Raw genomic sequence first — 21,678 nt, 5'->3', positions numbered from 1 at the left:
AGATGATCTTGTCGTCGAAATCGGAAAAGCGGCGCTGGTATTTGGCGATCAGCTTCGGATCGAAGGTCCCGGCCCGGTCACGCGGGATCGACAGCGTCATCTTCGACGTCCCCGCCAGAACCGACTTCCTCGAATGGCCGTTGCGGCGATTGGCGCTGCCGTCGGTGCGTTCGTCCCCAAGGTGCTCGTCGAGTTCAGCGTTCAGAATCCGTTCCGAAAGCGCCTTCTTCAGGTCGTCGAGCAATCCGTCCTTGGCAAACACCTCATTCGGATCGCGGCCGGCAAGCAAATGGTCCAGAAGTTCCTTCTCGATAGCCATGTGATGATTCTCTCCTTTCCATCATCATGGCCTCGCGCACAGAATTCCTGACAGTCCCCTCAAGTTTTGGTGGCGGTTGCTGCCGAATGGGGCACTACTCCTTATTCAGGCATCCTTCTCAGCTTGCTCATTCACCGGCCCTGGCTCGACCGGCGCTTCGCTCGCTACATGCTTGGGACCGCCCTTGGCAACGCCGACCATGGCCGGCCGCAGCACCCGCTCGCCGATCGAATAGCCTGGCTGCACGACCTGGACCACCGTGTTGGCCGGCACCTCCGGATTGGGCACCTCGAACATCGCCTGATGGAAATTCGGGTCGAATTTCTCGCCTTCCGGCTCGAGCTTCTTCACTCCGTGCCGCTCGAGCGCCGATAGCATGGCGCGCTCGGTGAGCTCGACGCCCTCGATCAGTGACTTCAAACCGGCATCACCCGACGCCTTGGACTCAGCCGGGATCGCATCCAGCGCACGGCGTAGATTGTCCGATACCGCCAGCATGTCACGGGCGAAATTGGCAACCGCATAGGCGCGTGCATCGTGCACGTCACGGGCGGTACGGCGGCGCAGATTCTCCATCTCGGCTGCGACGCGGAGCGCGCGGTCCTTCAACTCGTCGTTTTCCTTCAGCAGCCGCACAAGCGCTTCATAGTCGCCGTCGGCGCTGCCTTCCGTGCGTTCGGTGGCAGCCCCGATCGTCTCGGCTTCATCGGGCGCGCGTTCGTCTTTTGCCTGGTCGCTCATCGCCGTTTCCCGTCATTTCCAATGGTGTGGATTTGTGCCCGATATCGAGGTTTGGCGGCCAAAAATCAAGGGGCAAGCGATACTGGAGCGGCCGCTCGCGCTTCGACGACGCATCATGAAGACCTTTCGATATTAATTCAAATTTTACTGTAACCGCCGACTTTGCTTGCCAAGATGCTGCGATGGGGGAACCATTCGTCTGCTGGAAGAGTTTCGAAACCGACACAGGATTTTGAGATGGCGACCCGCAACGACGGCGACCGTAAGAATGGCGCCCGCAACGATGACGAAAGACGTGAAAGGCTGGCGGCCGGCATCAGGCGCCAGTTCGGCACGGAGGCAACGATGCACTTTCTGCGCGCGTTGCCGGCGTTCCGGACGGAGAACGACATTCCCGATCGTTTCAGGGAATTGCTTGACCGCCTGGACGGCATCGAAAGCAGCGTAGCCGCCGGTGGCAGCCGGCGATAGACGACACACACGCCTGTCGCTGCGTGCCGTTGGCATGCCTTTGGGCAGCAGCTTGCGCGTCGCGCGACAATTACCCGCAGTAACTTTGCGTGATGCCTGCCTTGCGGCGACGGAATGGTCCGTCTATGCTTCATGATGAACATGATTTCCCCCGAAGCTGTAGCGAACAGCAAGCGTGCCTGGTTGAAGATCCTGGCGCGCTACAAGAAACCTGACAGGCGGCGCAGCGCCGTCGAACTTGCCATCACCCTCATCCCTTTTGCCACGCTGTGGGCCCTGTCCTCGGCTGCCTATGCCTATGGCCATTGGTGGGGTCTGATCCTCATCCTTCCGGCCGCCGGCTTTCTGGTGCGGATCTTCATGATCCAGCACGATTGCGGCCACGGTTCCTTCTTCGCCAACCGCACCGCCGACGACTGGATCGGCCGCGGCCTGGGCATCCTGACTTTGACGCCTTACGATTGCTGGCGACGTGCCCACGCAACCCATCATGCCAGCGCCGGCAATCTCGATGAGCGCGGCACGGGTGACATCAAGACGCTGACTGTCGCGGAATATCGGCAAATGTCCTGGCGGGGCCGCCTTGCCTATCGTCTCTATCGCCATCCGCTCGTCATGTTCGGCCTCGGCCCCATTTGGCTTTTCATCTTTGAGCAGAGACTGCCGGTCGGCATGATGCGAGGCGGCCTCACGCCCTGGGTGTCGTCGATGGCCACCAACGCGGCCATCGCGGTCGCCGCCGCCGCCCTCGTCTGGTTCGTCGGCCTCGAAGCCTTCCTGGTCGTCCATTTGCCCATCGTCGTTCTCGCCGGGTCCGCCGGCATCTGGCTGTTCTATGTCCAGCACCAGTTCGAAGAGACAGAGTGGGCAAAGGACTCCGAATGGGAGTTCCAGCATGCGGCCCTGCACGGCTCGTCCTATTACGACCTGCCGCCGGTACTGAACTGGTTCACCGGCAATATCGGCGTCCATCACGTGCACCACCTCTCCGCCAAGGTGCCGTGCTATCGTCTGCAGGAGGTCCTGAGGGACTATCCGGAACTGCGCGAAATTGGCCGCGTCACGCTTCTCGACAGCCTGCGCTGCGTCAAGCTGGCGCTGTGGGATGAGAGCCGCAGCAAGCTGGTGTCGTTTCGCGAAGCGCGGATGACTGCATAAATGCATGACCCCGAACCGATGGTCAGCGTAGCAAAAATCGAAATCGATTTTCGGAAACGACGCGGCGCTAGCGGGAAATATCCGAGCCAGGCCCGCCGCACCACAGGCGCGGCGGTTTCCAAGGCTCGGCTCAAGCCGCCTGGCGTTCGTCCCGCATCAGGATCTCGCCGTGGCGAATCTCGGTGCCGAGCACTTTCAGGCATTCGCGCATGAAGGCGGCCAGCCCCGGCCAGCCCTTGGCCGACACCAGATTGCCGTCGACATGGGCGCCGGTCGGCGCGACATCGATGTAGGTGCCGCCGGCGAGCGTGACTTCCGGCTCGCAATACTGCAGCGCCGCGACCTCCCTGCCACGCAGCACGCCGTCGACCGCCATCAGGATCTGGGCGCCGTGGCAGATGGTGAAGATCGGCTTGCCGGTCTCGTGGAAATGCCGCACCAGCGCCTGCACGCGCTTGTCGATACGGATATATTCCGGGCCACGCCCGCCCGCCGCATAGACGGCATCGTATTCAGCCGGATTGACCTCGGAAAACGTCTTGTTGAGGATGTAGTCGTGGCCGAGCTTTTCCGTATAGGTCTGGTGGCCCTCGAAGTCGTGCAGCGACGTCTTCAGGATATCGCCCGCCTTCTTGTCGGGACACACGACATGGACGGTGTGGCCGACCGCATGCATGGCCTGTTCAAAGACGAAAATCTCGTATTCCTCGCTGAACTCGCCAACGAGCATCAGTATCTTCTTACCAGCCATTCCCGGTTCCTCCCTTGGTGGCGAATTTATTTCGGATCGCGAAATAATAGGCCCTATCTTAAGGTGCGGACGCCGAAAATAAAAGATTGAATCGGCAAAGTGGTCCGACCAGATGCGACCTGCTCCGTCGGGAAGATCAGCCGGCGCGCACCCGCCGCCAGGAATATTTGGGGCCTTTGGCCTCCGGCTTCACGGTCGGCTGGTAGGAGAGCGGCAGACCGCCGGTGCGGCCTTCCTCGAGCCGTTTCAGCAACACTGGATTTGATACTTCGAACTCGTCGAAGCCGAGGCGCAGCATATGCGGAAGCTGGTCGACCAGAACCTGTCCGGTGGCGCGGACCGCGCCCTCGAAGCGGTAGCGGCTGCGCAGCAGTTCGCCCTTGGAGAAGGAGCGGCCGTCACTGAAAGCCGGGAAGGCCAGCGCCACCAGCGATATCTGGTCGAGCAGGTCCGCGATCTTTTCGAGCTGATCGCCGGGCTGAAGCAGCACGCCGAGGCGCTCCTTCGCCGACCGGCGCACCGCCGGATCGAGGTCGAGAAACACCTGCAGCGGCAGGATGAAGCGGCCATTGCCGGACAGCGCGTCGGCGCTCTCGGCATGGCTCCACGCGTCCTCGCTAAAACCTGTCGGGGTCCAGAGGCGGGTGGCGTTTTCCGCTATCGATTCACTCATCGAGAAATTCCCATGTCCACAAAATTCTAAAGTTCAAAACGCTCGAGGGTGTGTTGAGATTCAGGTCAGGCCGAGGCGAGAATGGTGGCTTCCGAGAACCGGAGCGGAGCGTACTTTGGGTACGTGAGCACCGGAAGCGCAGGAAGCCGCCATTCGCAGGCCGGCCTCACCTGAATATCGACATACCCTAAAGCGATGCGTCGGTCAGCGACTTCTCCAGCCCCGACAAATGGATGCCGCACTCAGTCTTGGCGTGCCCCACCCAGCGGCCGCTGCGTGCATCCTCGCCCGGCTGCACCGGCTGCGTGCACGGGAAGCAGCCTATCGAGAGATAGCCATAGGCGACCAGCGGATTCTCACGCAGCGCATGCGTGCGCATATAGTTGGCCTGGTCTGATGTCGTCCAATGCGCCAGCGGATTGATGCGAATGCGCGAGCCGACCGCCTCGAACACCGGAAGGGATGCCCGCGTCGTCGCCTGAAAACGCTTGCGGCCGGTGAACCAGGCGCGGAACGGATCGACGCCGCGCGCCAGCGGCTCGACCTTGCGGACGTCGCAGCAGGCGTCGGTGTCGGTTTCGTTCAGATTACCGGTCGGATCGATCCGTTCGAGCGCCGCTTCTTCGGGCGTGATCACCCTTATATCGGTCAGCCCGAAATCGGCAACCAGCGCGTCGCGATAGCTGAGCGTCTCCTCGAAGTGCTTGCCGGTGTCGAGGAAGATGACCGGCAGCGTCCGGTCGATCTTGGCGATCATGTGCAGCAGCACTGCCGAATCCGCCCCGAACGACGAAACCGCGGCGATTTCACCGTGAAAGAATTCCCGGGCCGACCGCTCGATGATCTCCAGCGGCTTGAGATGACCATAGAGCGCATCGAGCCCCGCCGCTTCGGCGGCGATGCCGGCCTCGGCGTCGATGATACGATCAAGCGGCCTTGGCTTCGCCAGCATAGAGCGCCTCCTTGAACGGCGCGGGACCGACACGGCGGTAGGCGTCGATGAATTTTTCGGTTCTGTCCAGTCGAAGCCCGAGATAGGTCTCGACGATCTGCTCGATGGCGTCGGTGATCTCTGCCGAGCTGAAGCCGCGGCCGATGATCTCGCCGACCGAGGTATTCTCGTCGGCCGAGCCGCCGAGCGTGACCTGGTAGAGTTCGGCGCCCTTCTTCTCGACGCCGAGGATGCCGATATGGCCGACATGGTGATGGCCGCAGGCATTGATGCAGCCGGAAATCTTCAGCTTCAATTCGCCGATCTCGCGCTGCCGCTCGAGCGAAGCGAAACGAAGCGAGATTTCCTGCGCGACCGGAATCGAGCGCGCCGTGGCCAGCGCGCAATAGTCGAGGCCCGGGCACGAGATGATGTCTGATATCAGGTTGGAATTGGCGGTCGCCAGTCCGATGTCGACCAGCGCGTCATAGACCGCCTTGAGGTCGGCACGCGCGACATGCGGCAGGATCAGGTTCTGCTCATGGCTGACGCGCAGCTCGTCGAAAGCATGTTTTTCGGCAAGGTCGGCGACCGCTTCCATCTGGCTGTCGGAGGCATCGCCCGGCGCTTCGCCAATGCCCTTGAGCGAGATGGTCACGGCGGCATAATCGGGGTGGCGGTGGGTCACCACGTTCTGGTCGAGCCATTCCGAAAAGCTCTTCGAATCGAGGCGGGCGAGCTTGACCGCCTCGTCGCCTTCCGGCCGTTCGACCAGCGCCGGTGGTGCGAAGTAGGCATCGATGGCGCGGATGTCGGCTTCCGGCAGTTTTAGATCCGCATCCTTCATCTCCTGCCATTCGGCCTCGACCTGGCGGGTGATCTCCTCGACCCCGGTCTCGTGGACGAGGATCTTGATGCGCGCCTTGTATTTGTTGTCGCGGCGGCCGTAGAGGTTGTAAACGCGCAGGATCGCCGTGCAATAGGACAGAAGGTCGGCCTCGGGCAGGAAGTCGCGGATCTTCTTGGCGATCATCGGCGTACGGCCCTGGCCGCCGCCGACATAGACGGCGAAACCGAGTTCGCCGGCAGCGTTCTTCTTCAAATGCAGACCGATGTCATGCGTCTGGATGGCGGCGCGGTCGCGCTCGGCGCCGGTCACCGCGATCTTGAATTTTCTCGGAAGGAACGAGAATTCCGGATGCACGGATGACCATTGGCGCAGGATTTCCGCATAAGGACGCGGATCGGCCACCTCGTCGGCGGCGGCACCGGCAAAGTGGTCGGCGGTGACGTTGCGTATGCAGTTGCCGCTGGTCTGGATGGCGTGCATCTCGACGCTCGCCAGATCGGCCAGGATCGCCGGAATGTCCGACAGCGCCGGCCAGTTGAACTGGATGTTCTGGCGCGTCGTGAAATGGCCGTAGCCTTTGTCGTATTTGCGGGCGATGTGGCCGAGCATGCGCAACTGCTTGCTGTTCAGCGTGCCGTAAGGCACCGCGATGCGCAGCATATAGGCGTGCAACTGCAGGTAGACGCCGTTCATCAGCCGCAGCGGCCGGAACTGATCCTCGGTGATCTCGCCGGCAAGCCGCCGCGCGACCTGATCGCTGAACTCGGCGACGCGGGCCTGGACGAAATCGTGATCGAACTCATCGTAACGGTACATGTCTGGTCTTTCCGGGCGCGTCCGCCCGTTGTCTTCGATGTGGTCGTTTACGCCGCCCGGGCGGCTACCGGGCGGGCCTGCTTGCCCAAGTCGTTGCGGTTGGTCGGGCCGGCGGCGCGGATCTTTTCGCGCAGCCGGACCGGCTCGACGACACCATTGGCGACGGTCACGTCGATCAGATTGACGTCGACCACTTCATTGTTGGCAGAGGCCGTGGCGCCGATCGCCTCCAGCCGGTCTTCAGCCGCCTTGTCATGGGCGACATCGGCATTGTCGATGGTCTCGGCCCAGCCGCCATTGGCGTACCAGACGGCTTCACCGTCGGCGAGGCGGTTTGCAGTCAGCACTTTCATCGTTCAGCTCCTTCGGCGGCTGTTTGGGCCGCGCCTTCATGCCTGTGTGCCGCCAGCGGCTCGGACCGTTCAAAATTGGCCCCGGCGACCGCATCGCCGATGATCGTCATGACCGGACCGGTAAGGTCGGCGCGGACCTCCAGCGACGGCAGGTCGGCGAGCGTGCCGTGGAAACGGCGGCGGTTGGCAAGGCTGGCATTCTCGACCACGGCGACCGCCGTATCCGGCGACAGGCCAGCCTCGATCAGCCGGCCGGCAACCTCGGCCGCGACCGAGCGGCCCATATAGACGGCGACCGTGGCGCCGGAAATGGCGAGCTTGGCCCAGTCGGGCAGCGAATTTCCCTTGAGGTCGTGGCCGGTGGTGAACACCATCGACGACGATACGCCGCGCAGCGTCAACGGCAACTCGAAATCGGCGGCGGCGGCGAAGGCCGCGGTGACGCCCGGCACCACCTCATAGGCGATGCCGGCATCGCGCAGCGCTGCCATTTCCTCGCCCGCCCGGCCGAACACCAGCGGATCGCCGGATTTCAGCCGCACGACGCGCTTGCCGTCGCGGCCGAGCTCGATCAGCAGCGCGTTGATCTCGGCCTGGCTCTTGGTGTGGCAGCCCTTGCGTTTGCCCACCGGCAGACGCTCGGCGTCGCGGCGGCCCATGGCGACGATCGCCTCCGGCACCAGCGCATCGTGGACGATGACATCGGCTTCCATCAGCAGGCGGTGGGCGCGCAGCGTCAGCAGGTCCTCGGCGCCAGGACCGGCTCCCACCAGGGCGATGTGTCCCGATGCCGGCGCATTCGAAAGCAACAGGTCGACTGCGGCATCATGCGCCTGCGAAAGCTGGCCAGCCTCCATGGCGCGGGCCGGCGCGCCGCCGAAAAACTCGCTCCAGAAGCGGCGGCGGGCATTGCCTTTCGGCAGCAATCTCTCAGCGGCGCCGCGCAACGAGGCAGCAAGCGAAGCAAGCGGCCCGAGCGACGGCGACAGCATGCGGTCGATGCGGCTGCGCAGCATCTGGGCAAGCACCGGGCCCGCCCCTTCCGTGCCGATGGCAATGGCGACCGGCGCGCGGTTGACCAGCGCCGGGGTGAAGAAATCGCACAGCTCCGGCCGATCGACGGCATTGACCGGAATGCCCAGCCGACGCGCATCCTCGGCAACGCGGCGGTCAAGCGCCTCGTTGCCGCTGGCAGCAAACACCATCACCGCGCCTTCGAGATGTGGGGCCTCGTAGGCGGCAGCGATGTGGACGGCGCCATTCGCGGCGATGAAGGCCAGCAACTCGTGCTCCGGGGCATCGGCTATGATGCGCAAGACGGCGCTTGACTGGCCGATCAGCCGCGCCTTGGCCAGAGCCTCCTCGCCGCCGCCGACGATGGCCACGGCTTCGCCCGCGACCCGCAGAAAGACGGGAAAGGCGTTGAGCTTGGCGGGGGCCTGCGGCATAGCGAGCGGGATCCTGAATACGCTGTCGGTTTTACGCGCGGGCGCGAAAAAGCAGAAGGAACGCACTCGCGCATCGCTTCGTGCGAAGCAATCGCTTTTCCGCAAGCACCAGAGGCAGGAGAAAAAAATTCCACACCCACGAGTGGAGCGGATCCAAGCCGCTGTTGCGAGCCTTGATCTGCGGCCGTTCTAGCGACAAGCGAAGTATATTACAAAACACTTTTTTCTAAATTCTACCAATCTAGTAGATTAAAGCCGAGATGCGCGGAACGCCGTCATCCCCGTGGGCTCGCTCGCCGTTCTTGCCGTCACCGGAACATTCCTGCCTCGGCGCGCGTTTGCCTGTGCGAATCCGAGCCTGGCTGTTCAGCTGCGGCAATGGCTCCAGAGACGGGCCTGGAAAACCATGAAAAACAGAAAAAGGAGCGCTCCGGTGAATAACCTCAAGCTGAAACGCGGACTGTGGGTCGTGGTGGCCGACGGCGAGAAGGCGCTGTTCCTAGAGAACCGCGGCGACACCCAATATCCCGACCTTCAGGTCATGCAGGAGATGGAACAGGAAAATCCGGCGACGCGAGAGCAAGGTTCGGACCGCCCCGGTCGCTACAGCGACGGCCCATCCGTCCACCGCAGCGCAGTCGAGGACACTGACTGGCATCGCCTCGGCAAGGAGCGTTTCGCCGACGAAATTGCCGAGCGCCTGTACAAGCTCGCGCATCGCGGCGCCTTCAAGGAGATGGTGCTGATCGCACCGCCGCAGGTACTGGGTGACATGCGTCGAAAACTGCACAAGGAGGTTGCCGAGAAAATCACATTGGAAATTCCGAAGACGCTGACCAACCACACCATCGTCGACATCGAGAACCTGCTGCAGGCCGCCTGATCGCTGGCATCAGGCGCGCCAGCCGTTTTCTTGCAGCAACCACTGCTAGCCCGAGCGGCTCGCCTTCTGTCATCCTTGTCATCGATTTCATGGCATTTGCGGGTTGCCTCGCGGCCATCCGAGCCGCCATATTGCAAAGGCGGCTGCTTTTTGGCGGCGCATATCCGACATCGTGATTTTGAAAGGCGCTCCATAGACCATGCCGCATGACACGCCCCTTATCGCCACCATCGTCGCCGGTTTGGGGCTGGCTTTCGTTTTCGGCGCACTTGCCAATCGCTTCCGCATCCCGCCGCTGGTCGGCTACCTCATCGCCGGCGTGCTGGTCGGGCCGAACACGCCGGGCTTCGTCGCCGATGCCGGCCTCGCGAACGAACTCGCCGAAATCGGCGTGATCCTGTTGATGTTCGGCGTCGGCCTGCATTTCTCGTTGAAGGATTTGTTGTCGGTCCGCGCCATCGCCGTGCCCGGCGCCATCGTGCAGATCGGCTTCGCGACAGCGCTCGGCGCCGTTCTTGCCTGGATGCTCGGCTGGTCGATGGGCGCGGGGCTGGTGTTCGGGCTGGCGCTATCCGTCGCCTCGACGGTGGTGCTGTTGCGTGCCTTGCAGGAACGGCGGCTGATCGAGACCGAGCGTGGCCGCATCGCGGTCGGCTGGCTGATTGTCGAGGATCTGGCCATGGTGCTGGCACTGGTGCTTTTGCCGGCGTTGGCTGGCGTGCTGGGCGGCCAGCAGCAAGTGGAGACCCATAGCAGCCTGCTGTCGCTGCCGGCCAGCTACGGCATCTGGGGCGTCGTCGGCATCACGCTGGCCAAGGTCGCGGCCTTTGTCGTCGTCATGCTGGTGGTCGGCCGCCGTGTCATCCCCTGGATCCTGCACTACGTCGCCCATACCGGGTCGCGTGAATTGTTCCGGCTGGCGGTGCTGGCCATCGCGCTCGGGGTGGCCTTCGGCGCGGCCAAGCTATTCGGCGTCTCGCTGGCGCTGGGCGCTTTTTTCGCCGGCATGATCATGAGCGAATCCGAACTCAGCCATCGAGCGGCCGAGGAATCGCTGCCGCTGCGCGACGCCTTTTCCGTGCTGTTCTTCGTTTCGGTCGGCATGCTGTTCGATCCGTTCAGCCTGATCAGCAATGGCTGGCCGATTCTGGCGACACTGGCCATCATCGTCATCGGCAAATCGCTGGCCGCCTTCGCCATCGTCGTCGTCTTCCGCTATCCGATCGCGACCGCCTTGATGATTTCGGCAAGCCTGGCCCAGATCGGCGAATTCTCGTTCATCCTGGCCGAGCTCGGCGTCGGGCTGGGGCTGCTGCCCGAACAAGGACGCGACCTCATCCTCGCCGGTGCTATCCTGTCGATCGTCCTCAACCCGCTGATGTTCCTTGCCGTCGACTGGATGAAACCATGGCTGGAGAGGCGCGCCGGCAAGGCGGCGTCGCTCGACGAGGCAAAGCCGATCGGCCCCGCCACGGAGCCAGGCCAGTTGGCTTCGGTTGCGGCACCGGTGAAAGAGGACGGCCCGCCGCCCAGGACAGCGCTTACCGGCCATTCCATCCTGGTCGGCTATGGCCGTGTCGGCAGCCTCGTCGGCGCATCGTTGAAGGAGGCCGCCCTGCCCTTCCTCGTCATCGAGGATGCCGACAAGACGCTGGCGAAGCTAAGGGACGAAGGCATCGAAACCGTGTCCGGCAACGCCGCGAATGGCGAGGTGTTCGCCGCTGCCAATCCCGAGGGCGCGAAGCGGCTCATCCTCGCCATTCCAAACGCCTTCGAGGCGGGACAGATCGTACTGCGCGCGCGCGCCGCCAACCCGAAGATCAACGTCATCGCCCGCGCCCATTCCGATGCCGAGGTCGAGCATCTCAAGGGGCTCGGAGCCGACACGGTCATCATGGGCGAGCGCGAGATCGCCCGTGGGATTGTGGAAGAGGTTTTGGCAGCACCGAAAGCGCCTTCAGCAGCCTAAGCCTGCGCCGCCCCTCACCCTTACCCTCTCCCCGTGAAGAACGGGGAGAAGGGGTCGCCAGCGCTGCGGTCAAGCCCCCTTCTCCCCGTTTTTCACGGGGAGAAGGTCCCGGCAGGGGGATGTTCAACGATTGATCAAAAGCTCACACGTGCTGGCCGCCATTGATGTGGATTTCCGAGCCCGTCACATAGGACGCCTGCTGTGAGCACAGGAAGAAGATGATGTCGGCGACTTCCGCCGTGGTGCCCAGCCGCCGCAGCGGAATCGTCTCGACGATCTTTTCTGTGCCCGGTGACAGGATCGCCGTGTCGATCTCGCCAGGTGCGATGGCGTTGACGCGGATGCCGTGCGGGCCGAAATCATGCGCCATTTCGCGCGTCAGCGAGCCAAGCGCCGCCTTCGACGTCGCATAAGCGGTGCCGGCGAAGGGATGCACGCGAGTGCCGGCGATGGAGGTGACGTTGACGATCGAGCCCTTGGCCGACGCCAATTCCCTGAACAATCCCCGCGCCAGCATGATCGGCGCGAAGAAATTGACCTGGAACACGTCGCGCCAGACATGCATCGGCGTGTCGATCGAATTCATGCGGCTGTTGCCGTCCTTGAGCTTCGGCGAGATACCGGCATTGTTGACCAGCGCATGGAGCTGGCCGCCATGCGCCTCCAGCCGATGGCGGATCTCCGAGATCGCGATGCCGACATCCTCCTGGTCGGCGAGATCGACCTTGATATGGTCCTCCGGACCGGCCGGCCACGGGCAGTCGTCGGCAAAGGCCTGGCGCGAGCAGGTGATGACGCGCCAGCCTTCGCGCGAAAAGCGCTTGACCGTGGCATGGCCGATGCCGCGGCTGGCGCCGGTCAGCACGATGGTCTTTCTGGTGTCGGTCTCGGCCATTCACGATCTCTCTTTAACCCGCAGATGTAGCGGAACACGGCAACGATGACGAGGGGGTCAGCCGCCGGTGAGGATGTCGAGGATCGAGGTCTGCCGCTTCTTGACCGGGCCGCCGACATCGCCAGGCGGCACTGGGCGCTTGATCGATGCGGTGGTGCCGCCACCGCCCGGCATGCCGAAGCCGCCGGCATCGACCGTTTCGGCAGGACGCAAGGCGCGAGGCGGCGACGCTTTTTGGGCGGACGGCGCCGATTGGCCAACCGAAGCGGACGGCATCGGCGCCGGTTGCGCGGTGTTGGGCGGTAATTCGTCCTGCACGATCGTATCGGCAGGCGTCGACCTCCATGTTCCAGGCAGCGGCCGCACCGGCACGCCTTCGTGCGCGGCGACCATGAACTCGTGCCAGGCCTGCGCCGGCAGCGCGCCGCCGGTGACCTTCTTCATCGGACCGCCATCGTCATTGCCGAACCAGACTCCGGTGGTGAGATTGGCGGTATAGCCGATGAACCAGGCGTCGCGCGAATTCTGGCTGGTGCCGGTCTTGCCGGCGGCCGGCCAGGCAAAGGCCGCCTTCCTGGCAGTGCCGATTTCAACAGTGCCCATCATCATAGAGTTCATCATGCCGACGATCTCGGGTTTGATGACGCGCGGGGCGCCGCCGCCATTGTTGTCGTAGAGCACCTTGCCGCCGGCTGTCGTCACGCGGCGGATGAAATGCACTTCCGGCCGGTAGCCGCCATTGGCGAAGGGGACATAGGCCGACGTCAGTTCCAGCGGTGTCACTTCAGAGGTGCCGAGCGCGATCGAGGTGTTGGCCGTGAGGTCGGACTGGACACCCATGCGATGCGCCGCCTCGACGACCGCGTCAGGCCCGACTTCCATTGTCAGCTGGGCGGCCACCGAGTTCAGCGACTTCGCCAGCGCCGTCGCCAGCGTCACCTTGCCGAAATACTTGCCGCCGTAGTTGGTTGGCGTCCATTTGCCAATTTTGATCGGCGCGTCATTGCGCACGCTGTCGGGTGTGCGGCCGGCTTCCAGCGCCGCCATGTAAACAAAGGGCTTGAACGCCGAGCCCGGCTGGCGGCGCGCCTCCGAGGCGCGGTCGAACTGGCTGGTCGAATAATCATAGCCGCCGACCATGGCGCGTACCGCGCCGGAATTGTCGATCGACACCAGCACGCCCTGGCTGGCATTGAGCTTCTTGCCGCTGCCGTCGATCAGCCGGCGGATCGATTGTTCGGCGAGCTTCTGCAGCGTCAGGTCGACGGTGGTGTCGACGATGATGTCGCCGCGCACGTCGCCGATCAGGTCGGGCAGTTCTTCCACGATGGCGTCGGCGACGTAGTTTTCCGAGCCCGTCCAGTAGGATGCTACCCGCGACGCCGGCGCGCTCATCGCCGTGGTCAGTTCCTTGGCGCTGATCTTGCCTTCGTCGCGCATGGCGGCGAGAACAAGCTGCGAGCGCCGCTCGGCGGCCTTCGGGTCACGCGCCGGAGACAGTCGCGACGGCGCTTTCAACAGGCCAGCGAGAAGTGCGGCTTCCGGCAGCGTGACGTCGCGCGCGCTCTTGCCGAAATAGCGGCGCGAGGCCGCTTCCACACCATAGGCGCCGGAGCCGAAATAGACCCGGTTGAGATACATTTCGAGGATCTGGTCCTTGGTGTGCTTGTGCTCGAGCCACAGCGCCAGAAGCACTTCCTGCACCTTGCGTTCCAGCGTGCGGTCGGGCGTCAGGAACAGGTTTTTCGCCAGTTGCTGGGTCAGCGTCGAGCCGCCCTGCGAAAAACGCCCGCCGACAACGTTGGCCACCATGGCTCTGGACAGGCCGATCGGGTCGATGCCCAAATGCGAATAGAAGCGGCGATCTTCGATGGCGATGACGGCCTCGGGAATATAGGTCGACATTTCATGCAGGCCGACGGCTTCGCCGCCGCTCATGCCGCGATTGGCGAGCAGTTTTCCGTCGACCGAGACGATCCTGATATTGGGCGCGCGGTCGGGGATGGCCCATGTGGTGGCCGCCGGCATTTTCGCGCCGTAATAGACGACGATGCCGGCGGCGGCGATGCCGCCCCAGATGGCCAGCACGAAGCACCAGTAGGCCAACCGGCCGAGCACGGCGAACAGGCCACGCCGGCTTTTGCCGCGCCCGCGACGCGACGGTCTTGTCCTGGCCGATTGGCGCTTTGCAGAGGTCTTGCGGTTGCTCGGCACGACGCGATCCTCCTCGCTCACCGAAAAACCGGCCGAGGATTTCGCCCGTGGCGGTCCCTCGAAGCTCGGTTCGATGCGGCTGTCTCTGCGGTTCGCCATGCGCTGTGCTGTCTGTCCCGATGCCTGTCGCATCGGCCCGAAAATCGGAATCGATTTTCGGAAAAGCCGATGCGAAGCTTCAAAGTCTTAGAGCGTGCGTCCGAACGGACGAACGTTGCTCCATGGCGTTCGGGGTGCAGAGTAGTTGCGGCGATTTAAGGGCGGGTTAAGTCGTATGCGAGCACTGCCGGTCGACCGGCTGTCGATGCCAGCGAGAAGAAGGCCAGCGTGTCAGAGCGTGGCTCGCACAGCCTCACTGGCTTTGAAGTTGGACTGGGATATCACCTGAGAACCTGACCGGAAGGGCGGAAATAGTGGATATGATGTGGGTAGGTCGTCGGCACCCTTGCCGCGCCAACCCAACGCCGCTCAATTCTGCTGGATCGATATACCCTTGTCATCGATCTTGAGTTCCACGCCCTCCGGCCTGGTTTGCTCGCGATAGACATAGATGCCGAGTGCGATGACCACGACGACGAGCCCGCCGATGACGAGATAGAGCATGTTCTGTTTCATGGCGCGCCCTTGATGTGCTTCGCAGGATCAGGCCTGCTTCACCAGCTTGATCAGCACGAGCAGGATCACCGCGCCGATCGTGGCGTGGATAATGGAGGCAAATATGCCACCGCCTATGGCGAATCCTAGCCTTGGGAAGAGCCAGCCGGCTATCAAGGCGCCGACGATGCCGACGACGATATTGCCGATCAGGCCGAGGCCGAAACCCTTGACGATCAAGCCGGCGAGCCAGCCGGCGATGGCGCCGATGATGATGAAGACAAGCAGGCTCTCAGTACCCAATGCAGATCCCTCTCGCGCGAATGGTCGCGGAGCAGAAAGCTCCGAATCGACCTCCGATTGCAACAGGTCCAACCTATTGGAAAGAAGCCGGCGCCGCCAGCGGCGTCATTCGCCGTCGTCATCCCCGGATGCGGGCCGCCAGCTGATCGGATCGATCTTTCTTTGCGTATGACCGTCCGTATAGGCCCACCAGCCGGTGTCGTTCTCGTCCCAGTCGCCGCCGGCCGCTTTCAGCCGGTCGAGCGACCTGTACTGCGCGATGGATTCGTTCATCACCCCGTCGCTGTCCTTCCAGTAGACGGTGACCTTGGAGCCATCCCTGGGTGCTGTTTCGATTGGTTTTCTGGCAGCCATTTCGTCCCCTCCATCGATCGATAGAACGTCGAGGCGAACACCTGGTTCCACTTAGCTGTGGGCGAAGATGTCCGCCTCATCCCAGCCCATCAGGTCGAGTTTTGCACGCGTCGGCAGGAAGCGGAAGCAGGCCTCGGCCTCCTTGGTCCGGTTGTCGCGCGCCAGCCGCATCGTCAGCACATCGCGCAACTGGTGCAGATAGAGCACGTCGGAGGCTGCGTATTCGAGTTGTTCGGGCGACAGCGTCTCCGCCGCCCAGTCCGACGATTGCTGCGCCTTCGACAGGCTGACGCTGAGAAGCTCAAAGCAGATGTCCTTCAGCCCGTGCCGATCGGTGTAGGTTCGGGTCAGCCGCGAGGCGATCTTGGTGCAAAACACCGGCTCCGGCATGACGCCGAAGGCGTTGTAGAGCACGGCGAGATCGAAACGGCCGAAATGGAACAGCTTGGTTATGCTGCGGTTCCTGAGCAGGCTGACGAGGTTTGGCGCCTTCTTCTGGCCGGGCGCGATCTGGATGACGTCGGCGGAACCGTCGCCCGGCGAGATCTGCACCACGCAAAGCCGGTCGCGATGCGGGTTCAGCCCCAGCGTCTCCGTGTCGATGGCGACCGCCCCGACGTCGTAGTGCAGGAGCCCCGGCAGGTCGTTCTTGTGGAAGCGGATATCGCTCATCGTCTTCTCCGGTCGCGACGGGGCGCGCGTCGCTCTAATGCATGTCGCGCAAAAGTGTGCAGCGGTTTTGCGATAACGACATGCATAAAACAACAACCTAAAGCGCGTCGCATCAGGCAGGTCAAACGCGACGCGCTTTAGGTTGTCCTCGCCGCGATCCGATGAAAAATCAACAGAAAGTTGCAGTCTCGCCCTCTCAGCGTGTCAGCGCGTCGAGAATGCGCGCCCACGAGCGCTGGCCCTTGTGGAAGGAACTCATCTCGTACTTCTCGTTAGGCGAATGGATGCGGTCATCGTCGAGCCCGAAACCGACCAGCAAGGATTCGATGCCGAGATAAGTCTGGAAATCGCCGACCACCGGGATCGAGCCGCCGCTTCCCGTGGTCACCGCCGGCTTCGGCCACTCGTCGGACAGCGCGTCCTTGGCCTTGGCGAGAAATGGCGAGTCGTAGGAAAGCTGGATCGCCGGCGAGCCGCCATGCGGGTGGAAATCGACTGAGCAGTCGGCCGGGATGCGCTCTGTGACGAAGGCCTGGAAAGCGGCGCGGATCTTATCCGGATTCTGCTTGTGGACGAGGCGGAAAGACACTTTTGCCGAGGCTTCCGCCGCGATCACCGTCTTGAACCCTTTGCCGGTATAGCCACCTGTAATGCCGTTGAACTCGGCAGTCGGCCGCGCCCAGGTGAGTTCGAGCACCGAGCGGCCGTGTTCGCCGGAAGGGATCGACAGGCCGACAGGCCCAAGGAACGTCTCGGCGGTCTCGCCGAGCGCCTCCCACGACTTCAGGAACTGCGAAGGCGTCTCCTCGACACCCTCATAGAAACCGGGAATGGTGACGCGGCCGTCCTTGTCGTGGATGTCGGCCAGGATCCTGGCCAGGATGCGAATCGGATTGGCGGCAGCACCGCCATAGAGACCGGAATGCAGGTCGCGGTCGGCGGCTTTCACCGTGATCTCCTCGCCGACCAGCCCGCGCAGCGCGACGCAGATCGACGGTGTATCGCGGTCCCACATGCCGGTGTCGCAGACAAGCGCGAAGTCGGCCTTGAGTTCGACCGCATTTGCCTCGAGGAACGGCTTCAGCGATGGCGAGCCGGACTCCTCCTCGCCCTCGAACAGGATTGTGATGCGGCACGGCAGCCCGCCATGCACCTGCTTCCAGGCGCGGCAAGCCTCGACGAAGGTCATCAACTGCCCCTTGTCGTCGGCCGAACCACGTCCCGCGATCACCTGGCGGCCGGGCTCGATCTGCTTTACCGAAGGCGCGAACGGATCGCGTTCCCAAAGCTCGATCGGGTCGACCGGCTGCACGTCGTAGTGGCCATAGAACAGGACATGCGGCGCGCCCGCCGGCCCGTCATGGTGCGCTACCACCATCGGATGGCCTGGCGTGTCTCGCACGCTTGCGTCGAAGCCGATCAGCTTGAGCTCAGCCACCAACCATTCTGCCGCCTTGCGGCAGTCTGCGGCATAGGATGGATCGGTGGAGATCGACTTGATCCTGAGCAGGCCAAACAGGCGCTCCAGGCTCTCGTCGAGATTTTTGTCGAGGCGGTCGAGGACGGGAGAAATTCTGGACATCTTTATCAGGCCTTTCGAATCTGAGCGGCAACCCTAAAGCTGCGAGGCAGAAACGAAAAGCCGGCGGTCGTTGGACCACAGGGCAATCGGGTGAAGGAAAAATTCTTCGATCGAGCCGAACGGGCGGTGGAAACCATTTTCGCGAAGCGAAAATGGCAAGGCCGACCGGCCGTCGCGCCTTTTGGCGCGTGAAGCCAAGGTCGCGGATGCGACCGCCGGCGTTTGAGGCAGCAAAAAAGAAGGGCAAGCGGGTTCACCCGACTGCCCTGCGTTGGACCACGGGCACCGAAAGGCAAAAAAATGCCGCCGTGGTGGAGGGGGAACCACGGCGGCCTTTACTCGAAACGATGCGGCAGCCCGGAGAGGGGGGATAGGCTGCCGCAAGTGTCCGGGATAGGCGGGGGACGGGCCTTGCTCCGGACTCGGCGAAAAATGCCGATGGCGTTTATCTGTGTCTCCGAACGTGGCGATTCAAGGGCACAAAGATTACACTTTCGTAACATAGCCGTGATCGGATCGACGTGTCAGGGATGTTGCCGGAAGCGGTGGTTGGGGCCGCCTTTGGCATGGACCACGACGCCGCGCCGCGCTATCCCTTCGTCCCATGAAAAAAGGCGATCATCTGTTCCTTGTCGACGGCTCCGGCTACATCTTCCGTGCCTATCACGCGCTACCGCCGCTGACCCGAAAATCCGATGGGCTGCCGACCAGTGCCGTCCTCGGCTTCTGCAACATGGTGTGGAAGCTGACGCAGGACGCCCGCAACACCGATGTCGGCATCGTGCCGACGCATTTCGCCGTCATCTTCGACTATTCGTCGAAAACCTTCCGCAACGACCTCTACCCCGAATACAAGGCCAACCGCTCGGCGCCGCCGGAAGATCTGATCCCGCAGTTCGGCCTGATCCGCCAGGCGACCAGGGCCTTCAACCTGCCCTGTATCGAGACAGAGGGCTACGAGGCCGACGACCTGATCGCCACCTATTGCCGGCTTGCCTGCGAAGCCAGCGCCGACACCACCATCATCTCCTCCGACAAGGATCTGATGCAGCTGGTCGGCCCTTCGGTCGCCATGTACGACCCGATGAAGGACCGCCAAATCGGCGTTCCCGAGGTGATCGAGAAATGGGGCGTGCCGCCGGAAAAAATGATCGACCTGCAGGCGCTGACCGGCGATTCGGTCGATAATGTGCCGGGCGTGCCCGGCATCGGGCCGAAGACTGCGGCGCAATTGCTGGAACAGTTCGGCGATCTCGATACGCTGCTCGCCCGTGCCACCGAGATCAAGCAGGACAAGCGCCGCGAATCGATCATCGCCAACGCCGACAAGGCGCGCATCTCGCGTGATCTGGTGACGCTGAAGAACGACGTGCCGGTGAACGGCGGGCTCGATGATTTCGTGTTGCACCCGCCCGACGGACCAAGGCTGATCGGCTTCCTCAAGACGATGGAATTCTCCTCGCTGACCCGCCGCGTGGCGGAAGCGACCGGAACAGAAGCGGCTGACGTCAAACCCGTTCCCGTCATTATCGAGCGCGCCGACACCGCGCATGGTCCCGATATGGGGTTTGGCGTGCCGGCCGCCGCCGAAAGCGCGGCAGGCACAGTGACAGACGAGGCCGGGGAAGCGGTGCCGGCCACCGTCAAGGTGGAACCCAAGCAAGGCGACACCCCTTCGCTTCTTTCGGCGCTTCGCTACGAGGACGCCACTGCCAGCAAGATCGACACCAGCGCCTACGTCTCCATCCGCGACACTGAAGTGTTGAAGGCATGGGTGGCCGTGGCGATGGAGGCCGGCATCGTCGCCTTCGACACCGAGACCAATTCAGCCGATCCGATGCAGGCCGAGCTGATCGGCCTGTCTATAGCCACTGCGCCCGGTCGCGCCGCCTATGTGCCGCTCGCCCACAAAAGTGGCAATGGCGACCTGCTCGGCGGCGGAGTGGTCGAAAACCAGATCCCGATCCGTGAGGCGCTTGCCACCCTGAAGCCGTTGCTGGAGGACAGGTCGGTTCTCAAGATCGTTCAGGAGCTGAAATACGACCTTGTCGTGATGAGCCGCCACGGCATCGACATCGCACCCTTCGACGACACCATGCTGATTTCCTACGTGCTCGAGGCAGGCACGTCCGGCGGCCACAGCATGGCGGCTCTGTCGGAAAAGTGGCTCGGCCACTCGACCATTGCCCTCAAGGAACTGGCCGGCTCTGGAAGAAGCTTCGTCGGCTTCGACCAGGTCGACATCGACAAGGCAACGGCCTATGCCGCGGAGCACGCCGATGTGACGCTCAGGCTCTGGCGGGTGCTGAAGCCACGGCTTGCCGCCAAGGGCCTCGTCTCGGTCTACGAGCGGCTGGAACGGCCGCTGGTGCCGGTTCTGGCAAGGATGGAGCAGCGCGGCATCTCCGTCGACCGGCAGATCCTGTCGCGGCTCTCTGGCGAACTGGCACAGGGCGCCGCGCGGCTGGAGGACGAGATCTACCAGCTCGTCGGCGAGCGCATCAATATCGGCTCGCCAAAACAGCTCGGCGATATCCTGTTCGGCAGGATGGGCCTGCCCGGCGGCTCCAAGACCAAGACCGGCCAATGGTCGACCTCGGCGCAGCTCCTGGAAGACCTCGCCGCAGAAGGCCACGAGCTGCCGCGCAAGATCGTCGACTGGCGCCAGCTGACCAAATTGAAATCGACCTATACCGATGCGCTGCCCGGTTTCGTCCATCCCGATACGAAGCGCGTCCACACCTCATACGCGCTTGCCGCAACGACGACGGGCCGGCTGTCGTCCTCCGATCCCAATCTGCAGAACATTCCGGTACGCACCATCGAGGGGCGAAAGATCCGGACGGCCTTCATCGCCGACAAGGGCAATAAGCTGGTTTCCGCCGACTACAGCCAGATCGAGCTGCGTGTGCTCGCCCATGTCGCCGAGATCCCGCAGCTCAAGCAGGCGTTTGCCGACGGCGCCGACATCCACGCCATCACCGCGTCGGAGATGTTCAACGTGCCGGTCGAGGGCATGCCCTCGGAGGTACGCCGCCGCGCCAAGGCGATCAATTTTGGCATCATCTATGGCATTTCCGCCTTTGGCCTGGCAAACCAGCTGTCGATCCCGCGCGAAGAGGCCGGCGCCTATATCAAGAAATACTTCGAACGGTTCCCCGGCATCCGCGATTATATCGACGCGACCAAGGCCTATGCCCGCGAATACGGCTATGTCGAAACGATCTTCGGCCGCCGCATCCACTATCCGGAGATACGGTCGTCAAACCCGTCAGTCCGTGCCTTCAACGAGCGCGCCTCGATCAATGCCCGGCTGCAGGGCACCGCGGCCGACATCATCCGCCGCGCCATGATACGCATGGACGAAGCGCTGGAAAAGGCGAAGCTTTCCGGCCGCATGCTGCTGCAAGTGCATGACGAACTGGTGTTCGAGACGGCCGAAGCGGAGGTCGAGGCGACGATCCCCGTCGTACGCCATGTCATGGAGAACGCCGCGATGCCGGCGGTGTCGATGTCGGTGCCGCTGCACGTCGACGCCCGCGCCGCCAACAATTGGGAAGAGGCGCATTAGGGCCTCATGTGGATGTCCGCAGCCGACCAGTTGCAATCTGTAGGGATCCTTCGCGCCCCCCTCTGTCCTGCCGGACATCTCCCCCTCAAGGGGCATATGCGCTAAGATAGGTGTTGCAGCGGGGAATCGG

The 21,678-nt window shown here is 63.2% G+C and carries 20 protein-coding genes; 5 read left to right on the top strand and 15 right to left on the bottom strand.

The window, feature by feature from the left end; translation table 11 throughout:
* Together BQ8794_RS23765 and grpE are read right to left on the bottom strand one after the other, a co-directional pair.
* Positions 1 to 319: transposase (locus BQ8794_RS23765; RefSeq protein ID WP_174654519.1), on the bottom strand; the 319-nt coding region annotated here is incomplete at its 3' end.
* A gap of 105 nt (positions 320 to 424) precedes the next feature.
* Positions 425 to 1,060: a nucleotide exchange factor GrpE gene (gene grpE / locus BQ8794_RS23760; protein WP_077381072.1), complete on the bottom strand. Its 636-nt coding sequence runs from the start codon at positions 1,058 to 1,060 to the stop codon at positions 425 to 427.
* A 237-nt stretch (positions 1,061 to 1,297) separates the two neighbouring features.
* Between grpE and BQ8794_RS23755 the strand changes: the two genes are divergently transcribed.
* Both BQ8794_RS23755 and BQ8794_RS23750 read left to right on the top strand, forming a co-directional pair.
* On the top strand, positions 1,298 to 1,531 hold the full coding sequence (locus tag BQ8794_RS23755) for a hypothetical protein (RefSeq protein ID WP_077381071.1): 234 nt from the start codon (positions 1,298 to 1,300) through the stop codon (positions 1,529 to 1,531).
* Positions 1,532 to 1,666: 135 nt separating this feature from the next.
* The gene (locus BQ8794_RS23750; protein WP_077381075.1) at positions 1,667 to 2,689 is read left to right on the top strand and encodes a fatty acid desaturase; all 1,023 of its coding nucleotides are present in this window, start codon (positions 1,667 to 1,669) and stop codon (positions 2,687 to 2,689) included.
* Positions 2,690 to 2,819: 130 nt separating this feature from the next.
* Here the strand turns inward: BQ8794_RS23750 and BQ8794_RS23745 are convergent, their stop codons facing one another.
* The 6 genes from BQ8794_RS23745 to cysG form a co-directional block, all read right to left on the bottom strand.
* Positions 2,820 to 3,440, bottom strand: a complete 621-nt coding sequence (locus tag BQ8794_RS23745; protein ID WP_027153074.1) for a DJ-1/PfpI family protein — start codon at positions 3,438 to 3,440, stop codon at positions 2,820 to 2,822.
* A gap of 136 nt (positions 3,441 to 3,576) precedes the next feature.
* Positions 3,577 to 4,113 (bottom strand): DUF934 domain-containing protein, encoded by a 537-nt coding sequence (locus BQ8794_RS23740; RefSeq protein WP_077381070.1) that lies wholly within the window; start codon positions 4,111 to 4,113, stop codon positions 3,577 to 3,579.
* A gap of 187 nt (positions 4,114 to 4,300) precedes the next feature.
* Entirely contained in the window at positions 4,301 to 5,065 is a 765-nt protein-coding gene (locus tag BQ8794_RS23735) for a phosphoadenylyl-sulfate reductase (RefSeq protein ID WP_077381069.1), read from the bottom strand.
* A complete protein-coding gene (locus tag BQ8794_RS23730) occupies positions 5,040 to 6,710 on the bottom strand; it encodes a nitrite/sulfite reductase (RefSeq protein WP_077381068.1) in 1,671 nt (556 codons plus the stop codon). The genes BQ8794_RS23735 and BQ8794_RS23730 overlap by 26 nt, the downstream gene beginning before the upstream one ends.
* 47 nt (positions 6,711 to 6,757) lie before the next feature.
* Positions 6,758 to 7,063 (bottom strand): DUF2849 domain-containing protein, encoded by a 306-nt coding sequence (locus BQ8794_RS23725; RefSeq protein ID WP_077381067.1) that lies wholly within the window; start codon positions 7,061 to 7,063, stop codon positions 6,758 to 6,760.
* Positions 7,060 to 8,511, bottom strand: coding sequence for a siroheme synthase CysG (gene cysG, locus BQ8794_RS23720; RefSeq protein WP_077381074.1), 1,452 nt, complete (start codon positions 8,509 to 8,511; stop codon positions 7,060 to 7,062). The genes BQ8794_RS23725 and cysG overlap by 4 nt, the downstream gene beginning before the upstream one ends.
* Before the next feature lie 433 nt (positions 8,512 to 8,944).
* On the opposite strand from cysG, the gene BQ8794_RS23715 reads away from it, so the two are divergent.
* The gene (locus BQ8794_RS23715; protein ID WP_077381073.1) at positions 8,945 to 9,394 is read left to right on the top strand and encodes a baeRF12 domain-containing protein; all 450 of its coding nucleotides are present in this window, start codon (positions 8,945 to 8,947) and stop codon (positions 9,392 to 9,394) included.
* Between the two features lie 199 nt (positions 9,395 to 9,593).
* A complete protein-coding gene (gene ybaL / locus BQ8794_RS23710; protein WP_077381066.1) occupies positions 9,594 to 11,363 on the top strand; it encodes a YbaL family putative K(+) efflux transporter in 1,770 nt (589 codons plus the stop codon).
* 142 nt (positions 11,364 to 11,505) lie between these two features.
* Here ybaL and BQ8794_RS23705 read toward each other — a convergent pair whose 3' ends face one another.
* The 7 genes from BQ8794_RS23705 to BQ8794_RS23675 all read right to left on the bottom strand — a co-directional run bounded on the left by BQ8794_RS23705 (position 11,506) and on the right by BQ8794_RS23675 (position 17,977).
* Positions 11,506 to 12,258: an SDR family NAD(P)-dependent oxidoreductase gene (locus tag BQ8794_RS23705; RefSeq protein ID WP_065010150.1), complete on the bottom strand. Its 753-nt coding sequence runs from the start codon at positions 12,256 to 12,258 to the stop codon at positions 11,506 to 11,508.
* 57 nt (positions 12,259 to 12,315) lie between these two features.
* A complete protein-coding gene (locus BQ8794_RS23700) occupies positions 12,316 to 14,571 on the bottom strand; it encodes a transglycosylase domain-containing protein (protein WP_077381065.1) in 2,256 nt (751 codons plus the stop codon).
* A 369-nt stretch (positions 14,572 to 14,940) separates the two neighbouring features.
* The gene (locus BQ8794_RS23695) at positions 14,941 to 15,087 is read right to left on the bottom strand and encodes a hypothetical protein (protein ID WP_077381064.1); all 147 of its coding nucleotides are present in this window, start codon (positions 15,085 to 15,087) and stop codon (positions 14,941 to 14,943) included.
* A 27-nt stretch (positions 15,088 to 15,114) separates the two neighbouring features.
* Complete coding sequence (locus tag BQ8794_RS23690; RefSeq protein WP_077381063.1) at positions 15,115 to 15,369, bottom strand: GlsB/YeaQ/YmgE family stress response membrane protein; 255 nt, start codon at positions 15,367 to 15,369, stop codon at positions 15,115 to 15,117.
* 105 nt (positions 15,370 to 15,474) lie between these two features.
* Positions 15,475 to 15,723 carry a hypothetical protein gene (locus BQ8794_RS23685; RefSeq protein WP_077381062.1) on the bottom strand — a complete coding sequence of 83 codons (249 nt, stop codon included), beginning with the start codon at positions 15,721 to 15,723 and terminating at the stop codon, positions 15,475 to 15,477.
* Between the two features lie 51 nt (positions 15,724 to 15,774).
* Complete coding sequence (locus tag BQ8794_RS23680; protein ID WP_077381061.1) at positions 15,775 to 16,395, bottom strand: ribonuclease D; 621 nt, start codon at positions 16,393 to 16,395, stop codon at positions 15,775 to 15,777.
* 196 nt (positions 16,396 to 16,591) lie between these two features.
* On the bottom strand, positions 16,592 to 17,977 hold the full coding sequence (locus BQ8794_RS23675) for a M20/M25/M40 family metallo-hydrolase (RefSeq protein ID WP_077381060.1): 1,386 nt from the start codon (positions 17,975 to 17,977) through the stop codon (positions 16,592 to 16,594).
* A 604-nt stretch (positions 17,978 to 18,581) separates the two neighbouring features.
* Between BQ8794_RS23675 and polA the strand changes: the two genes are divergently transcribed.
* Positions 18,582 to 21,548: a DNA polymerase I gene (gene polA, locus BQ8794_RS23665; protein ID WP_077381058.1), complete on the top strand. Its 2,967-nt coding sequence runs from the start codon at positions 18,582 to 18,584 to the stop codon at positions 21,546 to 21,548.
* The last annotated feature ends 130 nt before the right edge of the window (positions 21,549 to 21,678 follow it).

Origin of the sequence: Mesorhizobium prunaredense (assembly GCF_900156895.1) — a bacterium.
GTDB classification, from domain to species: Bacteria; Pseudomonadota; Alphaproteobacteria; order Rhizobiales; family Rhizobiaceae; genus Mesorhizobium; species Mesorhizobium prunaredense.
This window is presented reverse-complemented; position numbering and strand designations above follow the sequence as displayed.

Excerpts from the sequence above, each read along its gene's own strand:
- ybaL (WP_077381066.1), top strand. The coding sequence starts at position 9,594 with ATGCCGCATGACACGCCCCTTATCGCCACCATCGTCGCCGGTTTGGGG.
- BQ8794_RS23750 (WP_077381075.1), top strand. The coding sequence starts at position 1,667 with ATGAACATGATTTCCCCCGAAGCTGTAGCGAACAGCAAGCGTGCCTGG.
- BQ8794_RS23725 (WP_077381067.1), bottom strand. The coding sequence starts at position 7,063 with ATGAAAGTGCTGACTGCAAACCGCCTCGCCGACGGTGAAGCCGTCTGG.
- BQ8794_RS23675 (WP_077381060.1), bottom strand. The coding sequence starts at position 17,977 with ATGTCCAGAATTTCTCCCGTCCTCGACCGCCTCGACAAAAATCTCGAC.
- BQ8794_RS23740 (WP_077381070.1), bottom strand. The coding sequence starts at position 4,113 with ATGAGTGAATCGATAGCGGAAAACGCCACCCGCCTCTGGACCCCGACA.
- BQ8794_RS23755 (WP_077381071.1), top strand. The coding sequence starts at position 1,298 with ATGGCGACCCGCAACGACGGCGACCGTAAGAATGGCGCCCGCAACGAT.
- BQ8794_RS23705 (WP_065010150.1), bottom strand. The coding sequence starts at position 12,258 with ATGGCCGAGACCGACACCAGAAAGACCATCGTGCTGACCGGCGCCAGC.
- BQ8794_RS23745 (WP_027153074.1), bottom strand. The coding sequence starts at position 3,440 with ATGGCTGGTAAGAAGATACTGATGCTCGTTGGCGAGTTCAGCGAGGAA.
- polA (WP_077381058.1), top strand. The coding sequence starts at position 18,582 with ATGAAAAAAGGCGATCATCTGTTCCTTGTCGACGGCTCCGGCTACATC.
- BQ8794_RS23695 (WP_077381064.1), bottom strand. The coding sequence starts at position 15,087 with ATGAAACAGAACATGCTCTATCTCGTCATCGGCGGGCTCGTCGTCGTG.
- BQ8794_RS23685 (WP_077381062.1), bottom strand. The coding sequence starts at position 15,723 with ATGGCTGCCAGAAAACCAATCGAAACAGCACCCAGGGATGGCTCCAAG.
- BQ8794_RS23735 (WP_077381069.1), bottom strand. The coding sequence starts at position 5,065 with ATGCTGGCGAAGCCAAGGCCGCTTGATCGTATCATCGACGCCGAGGCC.
- grpE (WP_077381072.1), bottom strand. The coding sequence starts at position 1,060 with ATGAGCGACCAGGCAAAAGACGAACGCGCGCCCGATGAAGCCGAGACG.
- cysG (WP_077381074.1), bottom strand. The coding sequence starts at position 8,511 with ATGCCGCAGGCCCCCGCCAAGCTCAACGCCTTTCCCGTCTTTCTGCGG.
- BQ8794_RS23730 (WP_077381068.1), bottom strand. The coding sequence starts at position 6,710 with ATGTACCGTTACGATGAGTTCGATCACGATTTCGTCCAGGCCCGCGTC.
- BQ8794_RS23700 (WP_077381065.1), bottom strand. The coding sequence starts at position 14,571 with ATGGCGAACCGCAGAGACAGCCGCATCGAACCGAGCTTCGAGGGACCG.
- BQ8794_RS23680 (WP_077381061.1), bottom strand. The coding sequence starts at position 16,395 with ATGAGCGATATCCGCTTCCACAAGAACGACCTGCCGGGGCTCCTGCAC.